The sequence below is a fragment of the Methylotenera sp. E1MeOHC1 genome, from assembly GCF_058745595.1.
The window spans coordinates 283899-297849 of record NZ_CP196025.1 but is presented as its reverse complement, the minus strand read 5'-3'; the positions used below and the strand labels follow the sequence as shown (position 1 = coordinate 297849).

The window sequence follows — 13951 nt, the reverse complement described above, 5'->3', positions numbered from 1 at the left end:
TCAAATTGGGCATCACGGATAATCTAGTCTCACACCTGATTGAATTGCGCAATCGCCTGCTACGCATAGCAATAGGCTTATTGCTCATCATTATTGCGCTATTTCCGTTTGCGAATGACATTTACCATTTCTTAGCAATGCCGCTACTTGCAAGCCTGCCTGCGGGCGGGCAAATGATAGCTACCGACGTAACCACGCCTTTCTTCGTACCCATGAAGTCTGTGCTACTGACTGCTTTCGTCATCTCCCTACCCCATACCTTGTATCAGATATGGGCTTTTGTCGCCCCAGGGCTATACACGCATGAGCGTCGCCTAATCTGGCCGCTAATCTCTGCTAGCACGCTGCTTTTTTTATGCGGTATGGCGTTTGCCTATTTTCTTGTGTTCCCAGTAGTGTTTGGCTTTATAAGCAACACTGCACCAGAAGGCGTAGCGGTGATGACTGACATCGGCAATTACCTAGATTTTGCTATGTCGCTTTTTATCGCGTTTGGCCTTGCATTTGAGGTACCTGTTGCCGTGGTGCTAATCGTAAAGACTGGAATAGTAAGCGTTGCAAGTTTGCGTGAGGCTCGTTCTTACGTGGTAGTAGGCGCTTTTGTAGTAGGGGCGATTGTCACGCCGCCTGATGTGATATCTCAGTTCATGCTGGCCATGCCGCTATGGCTCTTATATGAGGCCGGCATTCTGGTAGCTAACCTCACACAACAATCCCACAGCACAGGCACCTCAAGTGCCAGTACTCAACTAGCTGCGCTTGACGAATAAACCCAAGCTATTTTTATAAAGCATATCGATAGCACAAAATAAAAAAGCCAGCTAAACGCCGGCTTTAATATTAAACAACTCATTGATTGATTGGTCGGGACGGTGTGATTCGAACACACGACCCCTTGCACCCCATGCAAGTACGCTACCAGGCTGCGCTACGCCCCGAACCGTTGTTACCTATTACTCGTAACAAGGTGTGCATTATATCGCAAAAGCCATGCCGCCATAAAAGCGGCACCATAAATAATTAATGCGCAGTCTTTGCTAAAGAAAAATCAGTACGTAATAAATTTAGAATTTCACGTAGCTCGGCTTTAACCGCTTGGTAATCAAAAGCATTGCTCTTATCTTCACCAGCAACCACAATTGCAGACTCTATCTCAGACTGGGTGGTGCCTACAGCAGTCCCCCTAGCACTGGCTTGCTTTTCACTGTGTCCTGTCTTCGCGCTGAACTCAATATCATCCAGCCGATTACGCGCACCACTAATCGTAAATCCTTGCTCATACAATAACTCACGAATGCGTCTGATAAGCAATACTTCATGATGCTGATAATAACGGCGATTACCGCGACGTTTAACTGGTTTAAGCTGCGTGAACTCCTGCTCCCAGTACCTTAATACGTGCGGTTTAACGCCACAAAGCTCGCTAACCTCACCAATTGTAAAGTAGCGTTTTGCTGGAATCGGTGGCAATTGCACCTTGGCGACCTGTTCAGTCATACTTTCGGCTTTCTCACTCATATAACCACTACACTAAGAAAACTAACACACCACTAGAAAACTAAACTATTACTACCATACAACATCGGCTGTGCCTTATACCGTACGATGGTCAATCATAGACCCGCACTAAGATGCAAAGTTTGCGTCAACCTTGCTTTTTAACTTCTGGCTAGCATGAAAAGTAACCACACGGCGCGCAGTAATTGGTATTTCCTCACCAGTTTTAGGATTGCGGCCTGGGCGCTCTGATTTTTGACGCAATTCAAAATTACCAAAACCAGACAACTTAACACTATCACCAGTCTCTAGTGCAGTACGCACTTCTTCAAAAAATGCTTCCACCATATCTTTGGCTTCACGCTTATTCAACCCAACTTGCTCATACAGTAAATCAGCAAGCTCAGCTTTTGTTAAAGTCATAAACACTCCCGTTTTTTAATGCTTTGTATCGCTATTTAATATTATTGGTTGATGCTGAATGCAAAAAAATAAATCCCCTTACCAAAGCATGGAGGACTTAGTTTCGTAACACTGCATCAAATTTTATTTGCAACAATTGTAGCAGATTTGCGATTGCTGTATCAGCATCACTATCTGTTAATGTTTTTTGAGTATCGTGCATAAGTACTGATAATGCAAGGCTTTTTTTGTTTTCTGGCACACCTTTTCCTTGATACAAATCGAACAATCCCACATCTGCAATCAAGGCAATATTCTCTTCATGAATTACATTTAATACAGTTTGCACCGCAATATTTTCATCTAACACAATCGCCAAATCACGACGCACAGGCAGCAACTTTGAAACTTCCTGATATTTCGGTAATGGACGAGCCACAATTGCATCTACATCAAGCTCAAACAGATAAGTGCTTTTCGCCAGGTCATAATGCTGCTGCCACTTAGGATGCAACTTACCCAACCAGCCAATCGCTTTGCCATTCAATAACACTTTTGCAGTTTGGCCAGGGTGCAAAGCGCAATGCTCTGCTTTTTCATAAGTCACTTGCTTGTGTGAACCTTCAGCACCAATCAGGCTATTCACATGTGCTTTAACGTCAAAGAAATCAATGTCAGTATTGGATGCAGCCCATTGCTCAGGCTTAGCGCTACCATATGCAAGGCCTGATACGCGCGTAGTCTCTTGGTAAGCGCCGACCTGTTGCTGATAAATCGCACCAATCTCAAACAAGTATGCACGCTCTTGTTTTCGGTTGAGATTATAAGTGAGCACATCCAGTAAACCACCCCACAAGCTGGTACGCATCACGCTTAAGTTACTGGCAATTGGGTTCTTGAGTTTAATCGGTGCTGGGTTGCCCATTAAATCACGTTCCCAGCTTTCATCCACAAAGCTATACGTCACTACTTCTTGATAACCTGCTGATACTAGGCTATCACGCAACTGGTTCAAATTTAGGCGCTGCTCAGGTGCTGCTAGCATGTTTAAACTGGCAACCGGCGCTATTGCAGGAATGTGGTCATAGCCATGTAAGCGTGCGACCTCTTCAATCAAATCTTCTTCGATTGTGATATCAAAACGATAACTAGGCGGCACCACGGTGAATACGTCGTTAACACAGTCAAATTCAAAACCCAGCTGCGTCAATAGTTGGGCAACTTTTTGCTGTGTTAGGCTAATGCCTAATACAGACACCAAACGTGACATTCTTAACTTCACCGCGTTACGCGCTGGCAAGGTAGCCATCACCTCGGTCACAGGGCCAACTTGGCCGCCACACAAGGTTTTAATTAATGAGGTCGCATACTCAATCGCGTTACGCGTATTGCCAAAATCAACACCGCGCTCAAAACGATAAGATGAATCCGTACTAAAGCCCAATCTGCGCGCTTTACCTGCAATCACAGCTGGCGTGAAGAATGCACTTTCCAGGAAAATATCAGTAGTGGTATCACCAACCGCGCTAGGCTTACCACCCATGACACCAGCTAGTGCAAGTGCGCCATTTGCATCGGCAATCACTAAATCATCTGCCTTCAACTCTATTGTTTGGTCATTCAGTAAAGCAATAGACTCACCTGCATTAGCAAAACGCACGCTGATATCGCCATGTAATTTAGCTGCATCAAACGCATGCATAGGTTGACCTAGCTCTAGCAATACATAGTTGGTAATATCAACTACTACGCTAATACTGCGTAAGCCGCTACGCTCCAAACGCTCCACCATCCATGCAGGCGTTGTCACTGCAGTGTTAATGCCGCTGATTAAGCGTCCGCAGTAACGTGGGCAAACTGCAGACTCATTCACCAGCACACTTTTAGTCTGCGCATATTCAGCCGCCACAGGTGTAATTGCGTTAAAGCGTGTTTGCGCGCCAGTAATGGCGGCAACATCACGTGCAATACCGGTAATGCTCAAGCAATCACTACGGTTTGGTGTAAGTTTTAAGGTAAACAGATGGTCATTTAAATCCAAGTGTTCACGAATATCCTGACCCACTACTGCATCACTATCCAATTCCAGCAAACCAGTGGCTTCAGCACTAATGCCTAGCTCTTTAGATGAACACATCATGCCAAAAGACTCTACGCCGCGCACTTTAGCTTGTTTAATCGAAATACCAGGTAACTCAGCACCTACCAAAGCACACGGTGCAATTAGGCCCGCACGTGCATTAGCTGCACCGCATACAATCTGCAAAGGCTCGGCCAAACCTACATCCACCTTACACACTTGTAGACGATCTGCGTCTGGGTGTTTCTCGGCAGAAAGAATTTTAGCGACAACCACTTTGTTAAACGTTGCAGCAACCGGCTGCATCTCTTCAACTTCAAGCCCAGCCATTGTTAGGGCGTGACTTAGTGACTGACTATCTAAATCTGTATCGACTAAACTGCGTAACCAATTTTCTGAAAATTGCATAATGCTTTACAACCTTGAATTAAGGATTAAATTTGTAAGTACTCAATTTGAGCTTGTGCAAACTATTGCGTTATTTGAATTGACTTAAAAAACGCAAATCGTTGTTAAAGAAATGACGTAAATCGTTAACGCCATAACGTAGCATGGTCAAACGCTCAATACCTAGACCAAAGGCAAAGCCGCGGTATTTCTCACTATCAATATTCACGTGTTTGAACACCTCAGGGTGCACCATGCCACAACCACCAATCTCTAACCAACCGCCATTCCAACTCATATCCATTTCAGCAGATGGCTCGGTAAACGGGAAGAATGATGGTCTAAAGCGCACAGTTAAGTCATCACGCTCGAAGAATTTCTGTAAGAAATCCTGAACTACACCTTTTAGATTGGCAAAACTAATATCTTCATCTACCCACAAACCTTCCACCTGATGGAACATAGGTGAGTGCGTTGCATCAGAATCCACACGGTACACACGGCCAGGTGCAATGATTTTGAATGGCGGCGTTTGGTTGTTTTTTAACGCATTTTCCATGTAGCGCGCTTGTACTGGTGAGGTATGCGTTCTCAACACATTAGCCTCATCAATATAGAACGTATCATGCATAGCACGTGCAGGATGGTCTTCTGGTATATTTAATGCGGTGAAGTTATAAAAATCCGTTTCTATCTCGGGGCCAGTCGCCACCTCAAAACCAATCGAATGAAACAATTGCTCTACACGCTTCAAGGTAAGGGTGACTGGATGCAAACCGCCTTGCGATTGTGCTCTTGCCGGCAAAGTCACATCAATAGACTCTTGTGCCAGTTGCTTTGCCTGCTCGGCATTAAGCAGTGACTCTCTACGCGCAGTCAGTGCAGCTTCAATGGCTTGTTTTACTACGTTAATTGCTGCGCCGGCAGCAGGACGCTCTTCCGCGCTTAACTTGCCCAAACCTTTTAACGCATCTGTCAATGAACCTGATTTTCCTAAGTACTTTGCCTTAGCAATTTCCAAATCATTCATTGAAGCACTATTAATAAAATCTGCTTCTGCTTCAGCAATTAAATGCGTTAAGTCTGCCATGTCGTTTCAATCTTTTAATTATGATTAATGCTATAGAATTTAAAATCGAATTTAAAATCAAAGCAGCGCCAACAATAGCGCCCAATAGATTTTTGTAATACATTGATTTGCATGTAAAAATTGCAAAGCTGGATTTTACAGCAAAAAAAAGAGGCCGAAGCCTCTTTTTTTCATCAAACTTATAATTAAGTTTGAAAAGTACTTACCTACCTACTTATGCTGCTAAACCAGCTTTTGCTAATTCTACGAATTTTGCAAATGCAGCTTTATCAAACACAGCCAAGTCAGCTAATACTTTACGATCCACTTCGATCGCAGCTTTTTTCAAGCCATTCATGAAACGGCTATATGTCAAACCGAACTCACGTGAGCCGGCATTGATACGTGCAATCCACAATGTGCGGAATTGACGTTTCTTTTGACGACGGTCACGATAAGCGTATTGACCCGCTTTCATTACCGCCTGTTTAGCTACGCGGTAAACGTTTTTACGACGACCACGGTAGCCTTTAGCTGCTTTTAATACTTTTTTGTGTCTAGCGCGAGCGATGACACCACGTTTTACTCTAGGCATGTTCTACTCCTATTGTGTTGGCATCATAGCGCGAACGCGCTTGACATCAGTTGAAGAAATGATCGCCGTGCCGCGTAATTTACGCTTTTGCTTGGTGGTCTTTTTCGTTAGGATATGGCGCAAGTGAGAGTGTGTACGCTTCACTTTACCATTACCCAAGAATTTAAAGCGCTTTTTGGCGCCGCTCTTGGTTTTCATCTTTGGCATTTTGTTCTCCTTAGAGTGGTTAAGAGTGCCTAGGCATGCCGTTTAGCCGTATCACTCAGGGTTACTACTTACTACTTCTTTAGCGTAATCACTGCAATATCAAACAGTAATTACTTAACTTTCTTAATCGGACCCAATACCATCACCATTTGGCGACCTTCCATTTTCGGGTATTGTTCAACGATTGCGTATTCTTTCAAATCTGCTTCAACACGTTTTAATAAAGCCATACCAAACTCTTGGTGCGTGATTTCACGGCCTCTAAAGCGCAAAGTAATTTTTGCCTTATCACCATCTTGAATGAATCGAATGATATTGCGCACTTTAATGTTGTAATCGCCATCATCAGTCCCTGGACGGAACTTGATTTCTTTTACAACTACTTGCTTTTGTTTAAGCTTAACTTCGTGCTGTCTTTTACTTTCGGCATATTTAAACTTGCCGTAGTCCATCAATCTACAAACAGGCGGCGCCGCATTTGGCGCTATCTCTACAAGATCAATGTCAGCTTCTTCCGCTTTTGCAAAAGCTTCAGCTAAACTCACAATACCTAAGGGCTCACCCTCAACACCCACCAAACGAACCTGTTGCGCTGTAATATCGCCATTGATTCGGGTTTCTTTTTCCTGTGCTATATCAAATTCTCCAAATAGTTAAGCCGTGCACCTGTTGGTTTAAACCTTAGCTTCAATCTCTGCTTTTAGGCGCTCAATTAACGCGTCAATCGGCATAGAACCTAGGTCTTCACCTTTTCTGGTACGCACGGCCAAATGTCCTGCTTGCATTTCGCGCTCACCTGCAACGAGCAGATAAGGCATTTTCTGCATGCTATGTTCGCGTATTTTATAGGTAATCTTCTCATTTCTCAAGTCAAATTCGCATCGAATGCCATTTTGCCTTAAAGTTTCAACTACTTGGCGTACATAATCGGCCTGACTTTCCGAAATATTCAACACCATGACTTGCACTGGCGCCAACCACAACGGCATTGCACCTGCATAGTTTTCAATCAAGATACCAATGAAGCGCTCCATTGAACCTACAATCGCACGGTGCAACATCACTGGGCGCTGGCGTGAGTTATCTTCCGCCACATACTCTGCGCCTAAACGCTCTGGTAAGTTGAAATCTAACTGAATAGTGCCACACTGCCAGAGGCGACCCAAACTATCTTTCAATGTAAATTCAATTTTAGGACCATAAAAAGCCCCTTCACCCGGCTGCAAATCAAAAGCTAGGTTATTTTTATTTAAAGCGTTCGCCAATGCAGCTTCTGCTTTGTCCCAAGTTTCATCCGCACCCACACGCTTTTCAGGGCGTGTTGATAACTTAACCAACACATCATTAAAGCCGAAATCACCATAAGCCTTATAAAGCATCTGGATAAAGTCAGCCACTTCCGCTTCGATCTGGTCTTCGGTACAGAAAATATGCGCATCATCTTGCGTAAAGCCACGCACACGCATCAAACCATGTAATGAACCTGATGGCTCGTTGCGGTGGCAAGAGCCAAACTCTGCCAAACGCAAAGGCAAATCACGATAGCTATGCAGTTGGTTATTAAAAATCTGCACATGGCCAGGACAGTTCATCGGCTTCACCGCATACTCGCGGTTTTCAGATGAAGTCACAAACATATTGTCACGGTAATTTTGCCAGTGGCCGGATTTCTCCCATAGGGTTTTATCCATCACGGTTGGGGTACGCACTTCCTGATAGCCAAAGTCTTTAAACATTTGGCGCATGTATTGCTCAACCTCTTGCCACATGCTCCAGCCACGTGGATGCCAGAACACCATGCCGGGCGCATCGTCCTGCATATGGAAGTAATCCAGCTGCTTGCCCAATTTGCGATGGTCACGCTTTTCTGCCTCTTCAAGCTGGAACAAATAAGCCTCTAGCTCTTCCTTATTGCGCCATGCAGTACCGTATACGCGCTGCAGCATCTCATTATTGCTGTCGCCGCGCCAATACGCGCCTGCCAGCTTCATCAGCTTGAATGATTTAATCTTACCGGTACTTGGTACGTGTGGGCCACGGCACAGGTCAGTAAAGTTGCCCTCTGTGTACAGAGAAACGTCTTCACCAGCTGGGATAGATTCGATAATTTCAGCTTTATATTGTTCGCCGATGCTTTTGAAATATGCCACAGCTTCGTCACGTGGTAATACTTTTCTCGTAACGGGCTCCTCTTTTTTCGCGAGCTCGGCCATTTTTTTCTCTATGGCAATTAAATCTTCTGGCGTAAATGGGCGTTTATATGAGAAATCATAGTAGAAACCATTGTCAATCACAGGACCGATGGTCACTTGTGCATCTGGGAACAACTCTTTCACAGCATACGCTAACAAATGTGCGGCTGAGTGACGAATCACTTCCAAACCTTCTGGATTTTTGTCAGTGATAATGGCTAAGTCGCTATCAGTCTCAATTAAATAACTAGTATCCACTAATTTATCATTCACCTTACCTGCTAGCGCTGCTTTGGCTAAGCCAGCACCGATATTCATGGCGACCTCAGCCACGGTTACTGGCTGATCAAAACTACGTTGCGACCCATCGGGCAGGCGAATGACTGGCATACAATTTCTCTCTAAAACATAAAAGCCGCAAGCGGCTTTTGAATAACGTAAGGGATAAAGCAAGAATTATCGCACAGCAAGATAAAAGACTGCAATTTATCGCGTGCAATTATCGCCATACCAACAATTAATAATAAACTCCTGCAAACTGCATAAATCCTGAGCATTAAAAAACCACTTCAAATTGAAGTGGTTTAAATTTGGTAGGCAGTAGCAGATTCGAACTGCTGACCTCTTGGATGTCGACCAAGCGCTCTAACCAACTGAGCTAACCGCCTATATTTGACATTGCCCTTCACACAAAAAGCATTCATTGCTTTTATTTACTAGGCAATTCTAAACAGGGCACGATTTTAGCCGATTGTGACATCAGGCGCAAACGGAAATAACAGCAGCTAGGCAAAAACAATCACAATAATCGTAGTATTTGCTGAGAAACTTGGAATGCCAAGTTTAACAATAGCAACTATAGATACACCTCTGGATTACTTAGTGCAATAGCAAATTTTGATACAAACTGGGGCTCGCGTAGCCGTCTGCCGGCATCTGTTGCTGAATTTGATAGGCGCGCACAGCAGCCTGTGTCTGCAAACCAGGCAGGCCATCTGCCACGCCTGCATCAAAACCGCGGGCATTTAATTGGCTCTGCAGGTCTAGCATTTGTTGATAAGTAAGTGCCCCACCCTCAGCAAAATCTCCGCCCAAAATACCAGACTCTTGGTTTAAAAGTTTAGCTAGCTGCGCGACTGACAGTGCGTAGTTAACCGAGCGATTCCACTGCATAATGATGTCAAAATTATCAAACACCATAAATGCAGGCCCTTGCCAGCCTTGTGGCAACAAGAGAGAAGCCATCGCTGTGCCGTTCAACAATATATCAGGGACTTGCGCATCGACAGCATGATTACTCACCACCACCTGTGATGCTACTGGATTCACTTTCTCGGCCACAGTATCAACATCCGCAGCTACCGACTCTTCACTACTTTCAAGCGGGTAAGCTTGCACCCCTAATTTAGCCCATGCTTGTGGCGTTTTCTTGATCGCCAACTGCGCACTTTGCCAATCAAAGCTCGCGGGCAATTTGACCTCCAGCATCACAGGTGCACGTGCTTGCCAGCCGATACTCGCAAGATAATGTGCGGCGGAGGCAAAAGCATCTGGCAACGAATTGGTCACATCTATCAGCCCATCCGCATCACCATCCACGGCGTAAAGCATAAAGGTAGTCGGCATAAATTGCATGTTGCCAAAAGCACCAGCCCAAGAACCTTTAAAGCGCTCAGCGTCAACATAGCCAAGGTCTATCATCAGTAGTGCATCTAACAATTGTGCTTTAAAGAAATCAGCGCGGCGCCCTTCATAAGCCAGCGTAGCTAATGCAGACAGAATATCAATATTGCCTTGCACATTGCCGTATTGAGTCTCCATACCCCAGAATGCAATTAGTATCTGCTTGGGGACACCATACTGTGCTTCAATCTGTGCCAACAGCGCCTCATGCTTAAGCAACAAGACGCGTCCTTTTTGCACTTTTCTATCGTCAACACGTTGAGCAAAATAATCTAAAAATGGACTGATAAACTCAGGCTGCGCCCTATCCAGTTTAATCACGTTCGGCAAATACACTGTATGGCTTACAAAGTTCAGTGTAGTTTCATCCGCCATACCAAGCGCCTTGGCTTCATATCTAATATTTTCAAGCCAAGTATAGAAATCCTCTTTCGCCAACGCATTACTAGCAAACAGCAACGTATAGCTCATCAACATTAATTGTAAATATTGCAGCATAGTCGGGCGTTTAATCATGCGCCAGCTCCGATAACAGCGCTTGATAGCCTACTTGGTAGTTTGGATATTGCAGCACAAAGCCTGCTGCCAGCATGGCTTGGTTACTTAGCCGCTTTCCGCCATCGGCTACGGTCGCCGCAACGGGCGTTAATTTTAATTGCGCTGCTATCCAATTAAGTACTTCATACTGCCTGACAGGTTGAGAGTCAGTCACAATATAACAAGGCTTAATCTCTTTGCCAGCAAAAACCTGCTGCATTAAATGCACCACAAAATTGGCAGCATCATCCCGGTGGATGCGATTAGTCCAGCCATCGTTAGCTGGCCAACGCTCTGGTGCTTTTGCCAGATTAATCATGCGCAAACGCCCTGGGCCATAAATACCAGATAGCCTGAGTGCCGTAGCGCCACAAGATAGCGTATTTAATAAAGACTCAGCCTCCAGTAAGCGTTCACCACCAAAATCGGCTGGAACGGCAGCGACCATCTCATTCAATAGCTCATCTGTTTGCTGGCCATAAACGCGCGTACTTGAAACAAAAAACACATGTTTCAATTGCAGATTGTCACACTGCGTTAGCAATACATTGCGCAGCCCATCCACATAAGCCTGCTGGTATTGCGCATCGGTTTGACCACTAGCAGCTACGCAATACACTAGAACATCGGGGTGAATCATGCGTAAGGCATCTAACGAAGTAGGCATCGTCACATCGGCTTGAATCATTTGCGCCTGCGCTGCTTCCCTTAGCGTTCTGGCAACAGCGTACACTTCTGCGCTGGAATCAGTTAGGCGTTTGGCTATGGCGCTGCCTAAATCACCATAACCTACGATTAATACTTTTGATGGCGGCGTATTATGCATGTTGCTGCAGATACCTTTCGGCAAGAAATAGCGCAACGATAGTCTTGCTATCGGTAATTTTACCTTGCAGCACTAATTGAGTCGCCTCTGGTAACGATAGATCAAATACCTCTAAAGCTTCATCCTCATCACATTGGCTAACGCCGGCAACCAAGTTCCGTGCCAGATAGATATGTATCACTTCATTAGAGTAGCCAATACATGGATGCTGCTCGCCGAGTTTTACCCAATCATTGGCAACATATCCCGTTTCTTCCAACAACTCTCGCTGGCCAGTCTGTAATGTCGCTTCATTTGCATCTATCTTGCCTGCTGGCAGTTCAATGAAGACCTGATGCAATGGGTATCTAAACTGACGCTCAAAGACGATATTGCCATTAGCTAATACGGCAACAATGACCACTGCACCCGGGTGCGTTACATACTCACGCTGGCTGACATTGCCATTCGGCAAACGTACTTGATCGCGCTTAACACAAAGAAAGTCGCCTTGAGCTAAATTCTCTGTACTAATGCAATGCTCAGTCAAGTCCATGAAAAACCCTTTTAATTGCTGATGTCAAAATAGTGATGTGCTGCAAACCTGTAGCAGGTTGGATAAAAGCAATAATTGATAGAAGATAATAGCAAAAGACTAAAACTTCAAGTAAGGCGGATGATTAACCGATTTTAAGCGCTAACACTAGCATCGGCAGATACTAGCGCAGCGATTAAATGGAAGGATTAGATTGTTCTCTTCCACAGCACTTTATACACAAAGCCTGGGAATGCAAAAACCAAGAATAAAAAGCTGGTGACCGCATAGAACTCCCAGTCCTGCGGTGCAGCCTGACCGAAGGTTGCACGCTCTGCATACTGCGCTAGAACACCCACCAAGAAGTAGAGGATGATAAGCTCAAGCAAGCACCAAGCTATATTTTTGGTGCCAGTTGCAGCCTTGAGCGGAATAATATAAAACAGCTTATCTGAAAACCAAGGCAGGTTCGCAGCCAAGAACATAATGCCCAGCAATACCCAAATAGTCATTTAACTTAAACTTCTGCTGATAGCATAGAAACAAATAGTCATTAACCCTTGCGGCATGATGCCAATCGCTAATAAAGCTAAAGCATTCATGCTTAGAATAACGCGCATATCGAACGGCGCAGTAATCGGGCTATTATCTTCTGGCTCATCAAAGTACATCAATTTGATAACGCGTAGGTAGTAAAACGCACCTATCACTGCCATTAATACAGCAAATACCACCACCCACAAGAAGCCAGCCTGCAACGCTGCCTGTAACACAGCGAACTTGGCATAAAACCCCAATGTTGGTGGAATACCTGCCATGCTAAACATCACGATTAACATTAAAAACGCCACCCAAGGGCTGCGCTGATTCAGGCCTTTTAAATCACTTAAGTTCTGTGCTTCAAAGCCCTTGCGTGATAGCAGCAAAATAATACCGAAACCGGCCAGCGTCATTACCACATAGCTCGCGATATAGAACAAAGCAGAGATATAACCGTTACCACTTGCACTCATCAAGCCCAGTAACACAAAGCCCACGTGAGAGATTGTAGAGTATGCCAACATACGTTTAAGGTTAGTTTGGGCAATTGCCGTCACGTTACCTATTACGATAGAGAGCACCGCCATAATTAACAGCATTTGTTGCCAATCTACAGCCATCGTCTGTAACGATTGGGCTAGCAAACGAATCACAAAAGCGAAAGCTGCTAACTTAGGCACGGAGCTAATCAACATGGTCACAGCAGTTGGTGAGCCTTCGTAAACATCTGGCACCCACATCTGGAACGGTACCGCACCCAATTTAAATGCCAAACCAGCTACAATAAATACCAAACCTAATACCAACACAGCATGGATGCCACTGCCATTCATCAACACATGGTTAATGTCAGAGATATTTAAGCTACCAGTCATACCGTAAATCATACTCATGCCGTACAGCAGCATGCCTGATGCCAAAGCACCCAGCACGAAATACTTCATGGCGGCTTCAGTCGCGAGATGATTATCACGATCGAGAGCAACTAAAGCGTATAGGCTAAGAGATAGCAACTCTAAACCAACATACAGCGTGAGCATGCTCTGACCAGATACCATGATCATCATCCCCACTACGGAGAACAACACCAGAGCATAAAACTCACCACGGAACATATTGCGTAATTGTATGTATTGTCTGGTGTACACAAAGATTAATGAAGTACCAATGTATATCATTAACTTCAACACATCAGACATTGCGTCATCGACAAAAGCGCCTGTAAATGCATACCCTACGCTTGGTACATGTGTAGTCACTGTGAAATAGGCAGCTAACAGTAAGCCCAGCTGAGAAAGTCCATAGATAGCAATGCGATTAGACTGTTTTAAAAACAAATCTGTAATCAATACTAGCATCGCCATCCCTAACAGGATGATTTCAGGTAAGGCGGTAATGAGGTCGTAACGTATATTTTCCATG

General features: G+C 44.7%; 14 protein-coding genes and 2 tRNA genes. 1 reads left to right on the top strand and 15 read right to left on the bottom strand.

The genetic code is table 11. The features are described from left to right. Positions 1-5: 5 nt before the first annotated feature. Positions 6-770, top strand: coding sequence for a twin-arginine translocase subunit TatC (gene tatC / locus ACSSU7_RS01305; protein WP_492516946.1), 765 nt, complete (start codon positions 6-8; stop codon positions 768-770). A 91-nt stretch (positions 771-861) separates the two neighbouring features. Here the strand turns inward: tatC and ACSSU7_RS01300 are convergent. From ACSSU7_RS01300 to nuoN, 15 genes are all read right to left on the bottom strand, one after another. Beyond that, a tRNA-Pro gene (locus ACSSU7_RS01300) sits at positions 862-938 on the bottom strand. 82 nt (positions 939-1020) lie between these two features. Further along, a complete protein-coding gene (locus ACSSU7_RS01295) occupies positions 1021-1497 on the bottom strand; it encodes a MerR family transcriptional regulator (RefSeq protein WP_492517804.1) in 477 nt (158 codons plus the stop codon). Positions 1498-1626: 129 nt separating this feature from the next. Next, complete coding sequence (locus tag ACSSU7_RS01290; protein WP_492516945.1) at positions 1627-1920, bottom strand: integration host factor subunit alpha; 294 nt, start codon at positions 1918-1920, stop codon at positions 1627-1629. Positions 1921-2017: 97 nt separating this feature from the next. Beyond that, positions 2018-4387: a phenylalanine--tRNA ligase subunit beta gene (gene pheT / locus ACSSU7_RS01285; protein ID WP_492516944.1), complete on the bottom strand. Its 2370-nt coding sequence runs from the start codon at positions 4385-4387 to the stop codon at positions 2018-2020. Positions 4388-4457: 70 nt separating this feature from the next. Next, positions 4458-5456, bottom strand: a complete 999-nt coding sequence (pheS, locus tag ACSSU7_RS01280; protein ID WP_135278275.1) for a phenylalanine--tRNA ligase subunit alpha — start codon at positions 5454-5456, stop codon at positions 4458-4460. Between the two features lie 214 nt (positions 5457-5670). Further along, positions 5671-6030, bottom strand: a complete 360-nt coding sequence (rplT, locus tag ACSSU7_RS01275) for a 50S ribosomal protein L20 (RefSeq protein ID WP_015832524.1) — start codon at positions 6028-6030, stop codon at positions 5671-5673. 9 nt (positions 6031-6039) lie between these two features. Continuing rightward, on the bottom strand, positions 6040-6237 hold the full coding sequence (gene rpmI / locus ACSSU7_RS01270; protein ID WP_019897898.1) for a 50S ribosomal protein L35: 198 nt from the start codon (positions 6235-6237) through the stop codon (positions 6040-6042). A 110-nt stretch (positions 6238-6347) separates the two neighbouring features. Next, positions 6348-6812, bottom strand: coding sequence for a translation initiation factor IF-3 (gene infC, locus ACSSU7_RS01265; RefSeq protein WP_492516943.1), 465 nt, complete (start codon positions 6810-6812; stop codon positions 6348-6350). Between the two features lie 99 nt (positions 6813-6911). Next, entirely contained in the window at positions 6912-8819 is a 1908-nt protein-coding gene (gene thrS / locus ACSSU7_RS01260) for a threonine--tRNA ligase (protein ID WP_492516942.1), read from the bottom strand. A 201-nt stretch (positions 8820-9020) separates the two neighbouring features. Further along, positions 9021-9097, bottom strand: a tRNA-Val gene (locus ACSSU7_RS01255). A 211-nt stretch (positions 9098-9308) separates the two neighbouring features. Beyond that, on the bottom strand, positions 9309-10628 hold the full coding sequence (locus tag ACSSU7_RS01250) for a lytic murein transglycosylase (RefSeq protein ID WP_492516941.1): 1320 nt from the start codon (positions 10626-10628) through the stop codon (positions 9309-9311). Then, positions 10621-11475, bottom strand: coding sequence for an NAD-dependent epimerase/dehydratase family protein (locus ACSSU7_RS01245; RefSeq protein WP_492516940.1), 855 nt, complete (start codon positions 11473-11475; stop codon positions 10621-10623). The genes ACSSU7_RS01250 and ACSSU7_RS01245 overlap by 8 nt, the downstream gene beginning before the upstream one ends. Further along, the gene (locus tag ACSSU7_RS01240; protein WP_492516939.1) at positions 11468-12010 is read right to left on the bottom strand and encodes an NUDIX domain-containing protein; all 543 of its coding nucleotides are present in this window, start codon (positions 12008-12010) and stop codon (positions 11468-11470) included. The genes ACSSU7_RS01245 and ACSSU7_RS01240 overlap by 8 nt, the downstream gene beginning before the upstream one ends. Before the next feature lie 188 nt (positions 12011-12198). Then, positions 12199-12501, bottom strand: coding sequence for a DUF2818 family protein (locus tag ACSSU7_RS01235; protein WP_492516938.1), 303 nt, complete (start codon positions 12499-12501; stop codon positions 12199-12201). Further along, on the bottom strand, positions 12502-13950 hold the full coding sequence (gene nuoN / locus ACSSU7_RS01230; protein ID WP_492516937.1) for an NADH-quinone oxidoreductase subunit NuoN: 1449 nt from the start codon (positions 13948-13950) through the stop codon (positions 12502-12504). Between the last annotated feature and the right edge of the window lies 1 nt (position 13951).

Coding starts and splice junctions, on each gene's coding strand:
- ACSSU7_RS01295 (WP_492517804.1), bottom strand. CDS start 1,497: ATGACTGAACAGGTCGCCAAGGTGCAATTGCCACCGATTCCAGCAAAA.
- ACSSU7_RS01290 (WP_492516945.1), bottom strand. CDS start 1,920: ATGACTTTAACAAAAGCTGAGCTTGCTGATTTACTGTATGAGCAAGTT.
- pheT (WP_492516944.1), bottom strand. CDS start 4,387: ATGCAATTTTCAGAAAATTGGTTACGCAGTTTAGTCGATACAGATTTA.
- pheS (WP_135278275.1), bottom strand. CDS start 5,456: ATGGCAGACTTAACGCATTTAATTGCTGAAGCAGAAGCAGATTTTATT.
- rplT (WP_015832524.1), bottom strand. CDS start 6,030: ATGCCTAGAGTAAAACGTGGTGTCATCGCTCGCGCTAGACACAAAAAA.
- rpmI (WP_019897898.1), bottom strand. CDS start 6,237: ATGCCAAAGATGAAAACCAAGAGCGGCGCCAAAAAGCGCTTTAAATTC.
- thrS (WP_492516942.1), bottom strand. CDS start 8,819: ATGCCAGTCATTCGCCTGCCCGATGGGTCGCAACGTAGTTTTGATCAG.
- ACSSU7_RS01250 (WP_492516941.1), bottom strand. CDS start 10,628: ATGATTAAACGCCCGACTATGCTGCAATATTTACAATTAATGTTGATG.
- ACSSU7_RS01245 (WP_492516940.1), bottom strand. CDS start 11,475: ATGCATAATACGCCGCCATCAAAAGTATTAATCGTAGGTTATGGTGAT.
- ACSSU7_RS01240 (WP_492516939.1), bottom strand. CDS start 12,010: ATGGACTTGACTGAGCATTGCATTAGTACAGAGAATTTAGCTCAAGGC.
- ACSSU7_RS01235 (WP_492516938.1), bottom strand. CDS start 12,501: ATGACTATTTGGGTATTGCTGGGCATTATGTTCTTGGCTGCGAACCTG.
- nuoN (WP_492516937.1), bottom strand. CDS start 13,950: ATGGAAAATATACGTTACGACCTCATTACCGCCTTACCTGAAATCATC.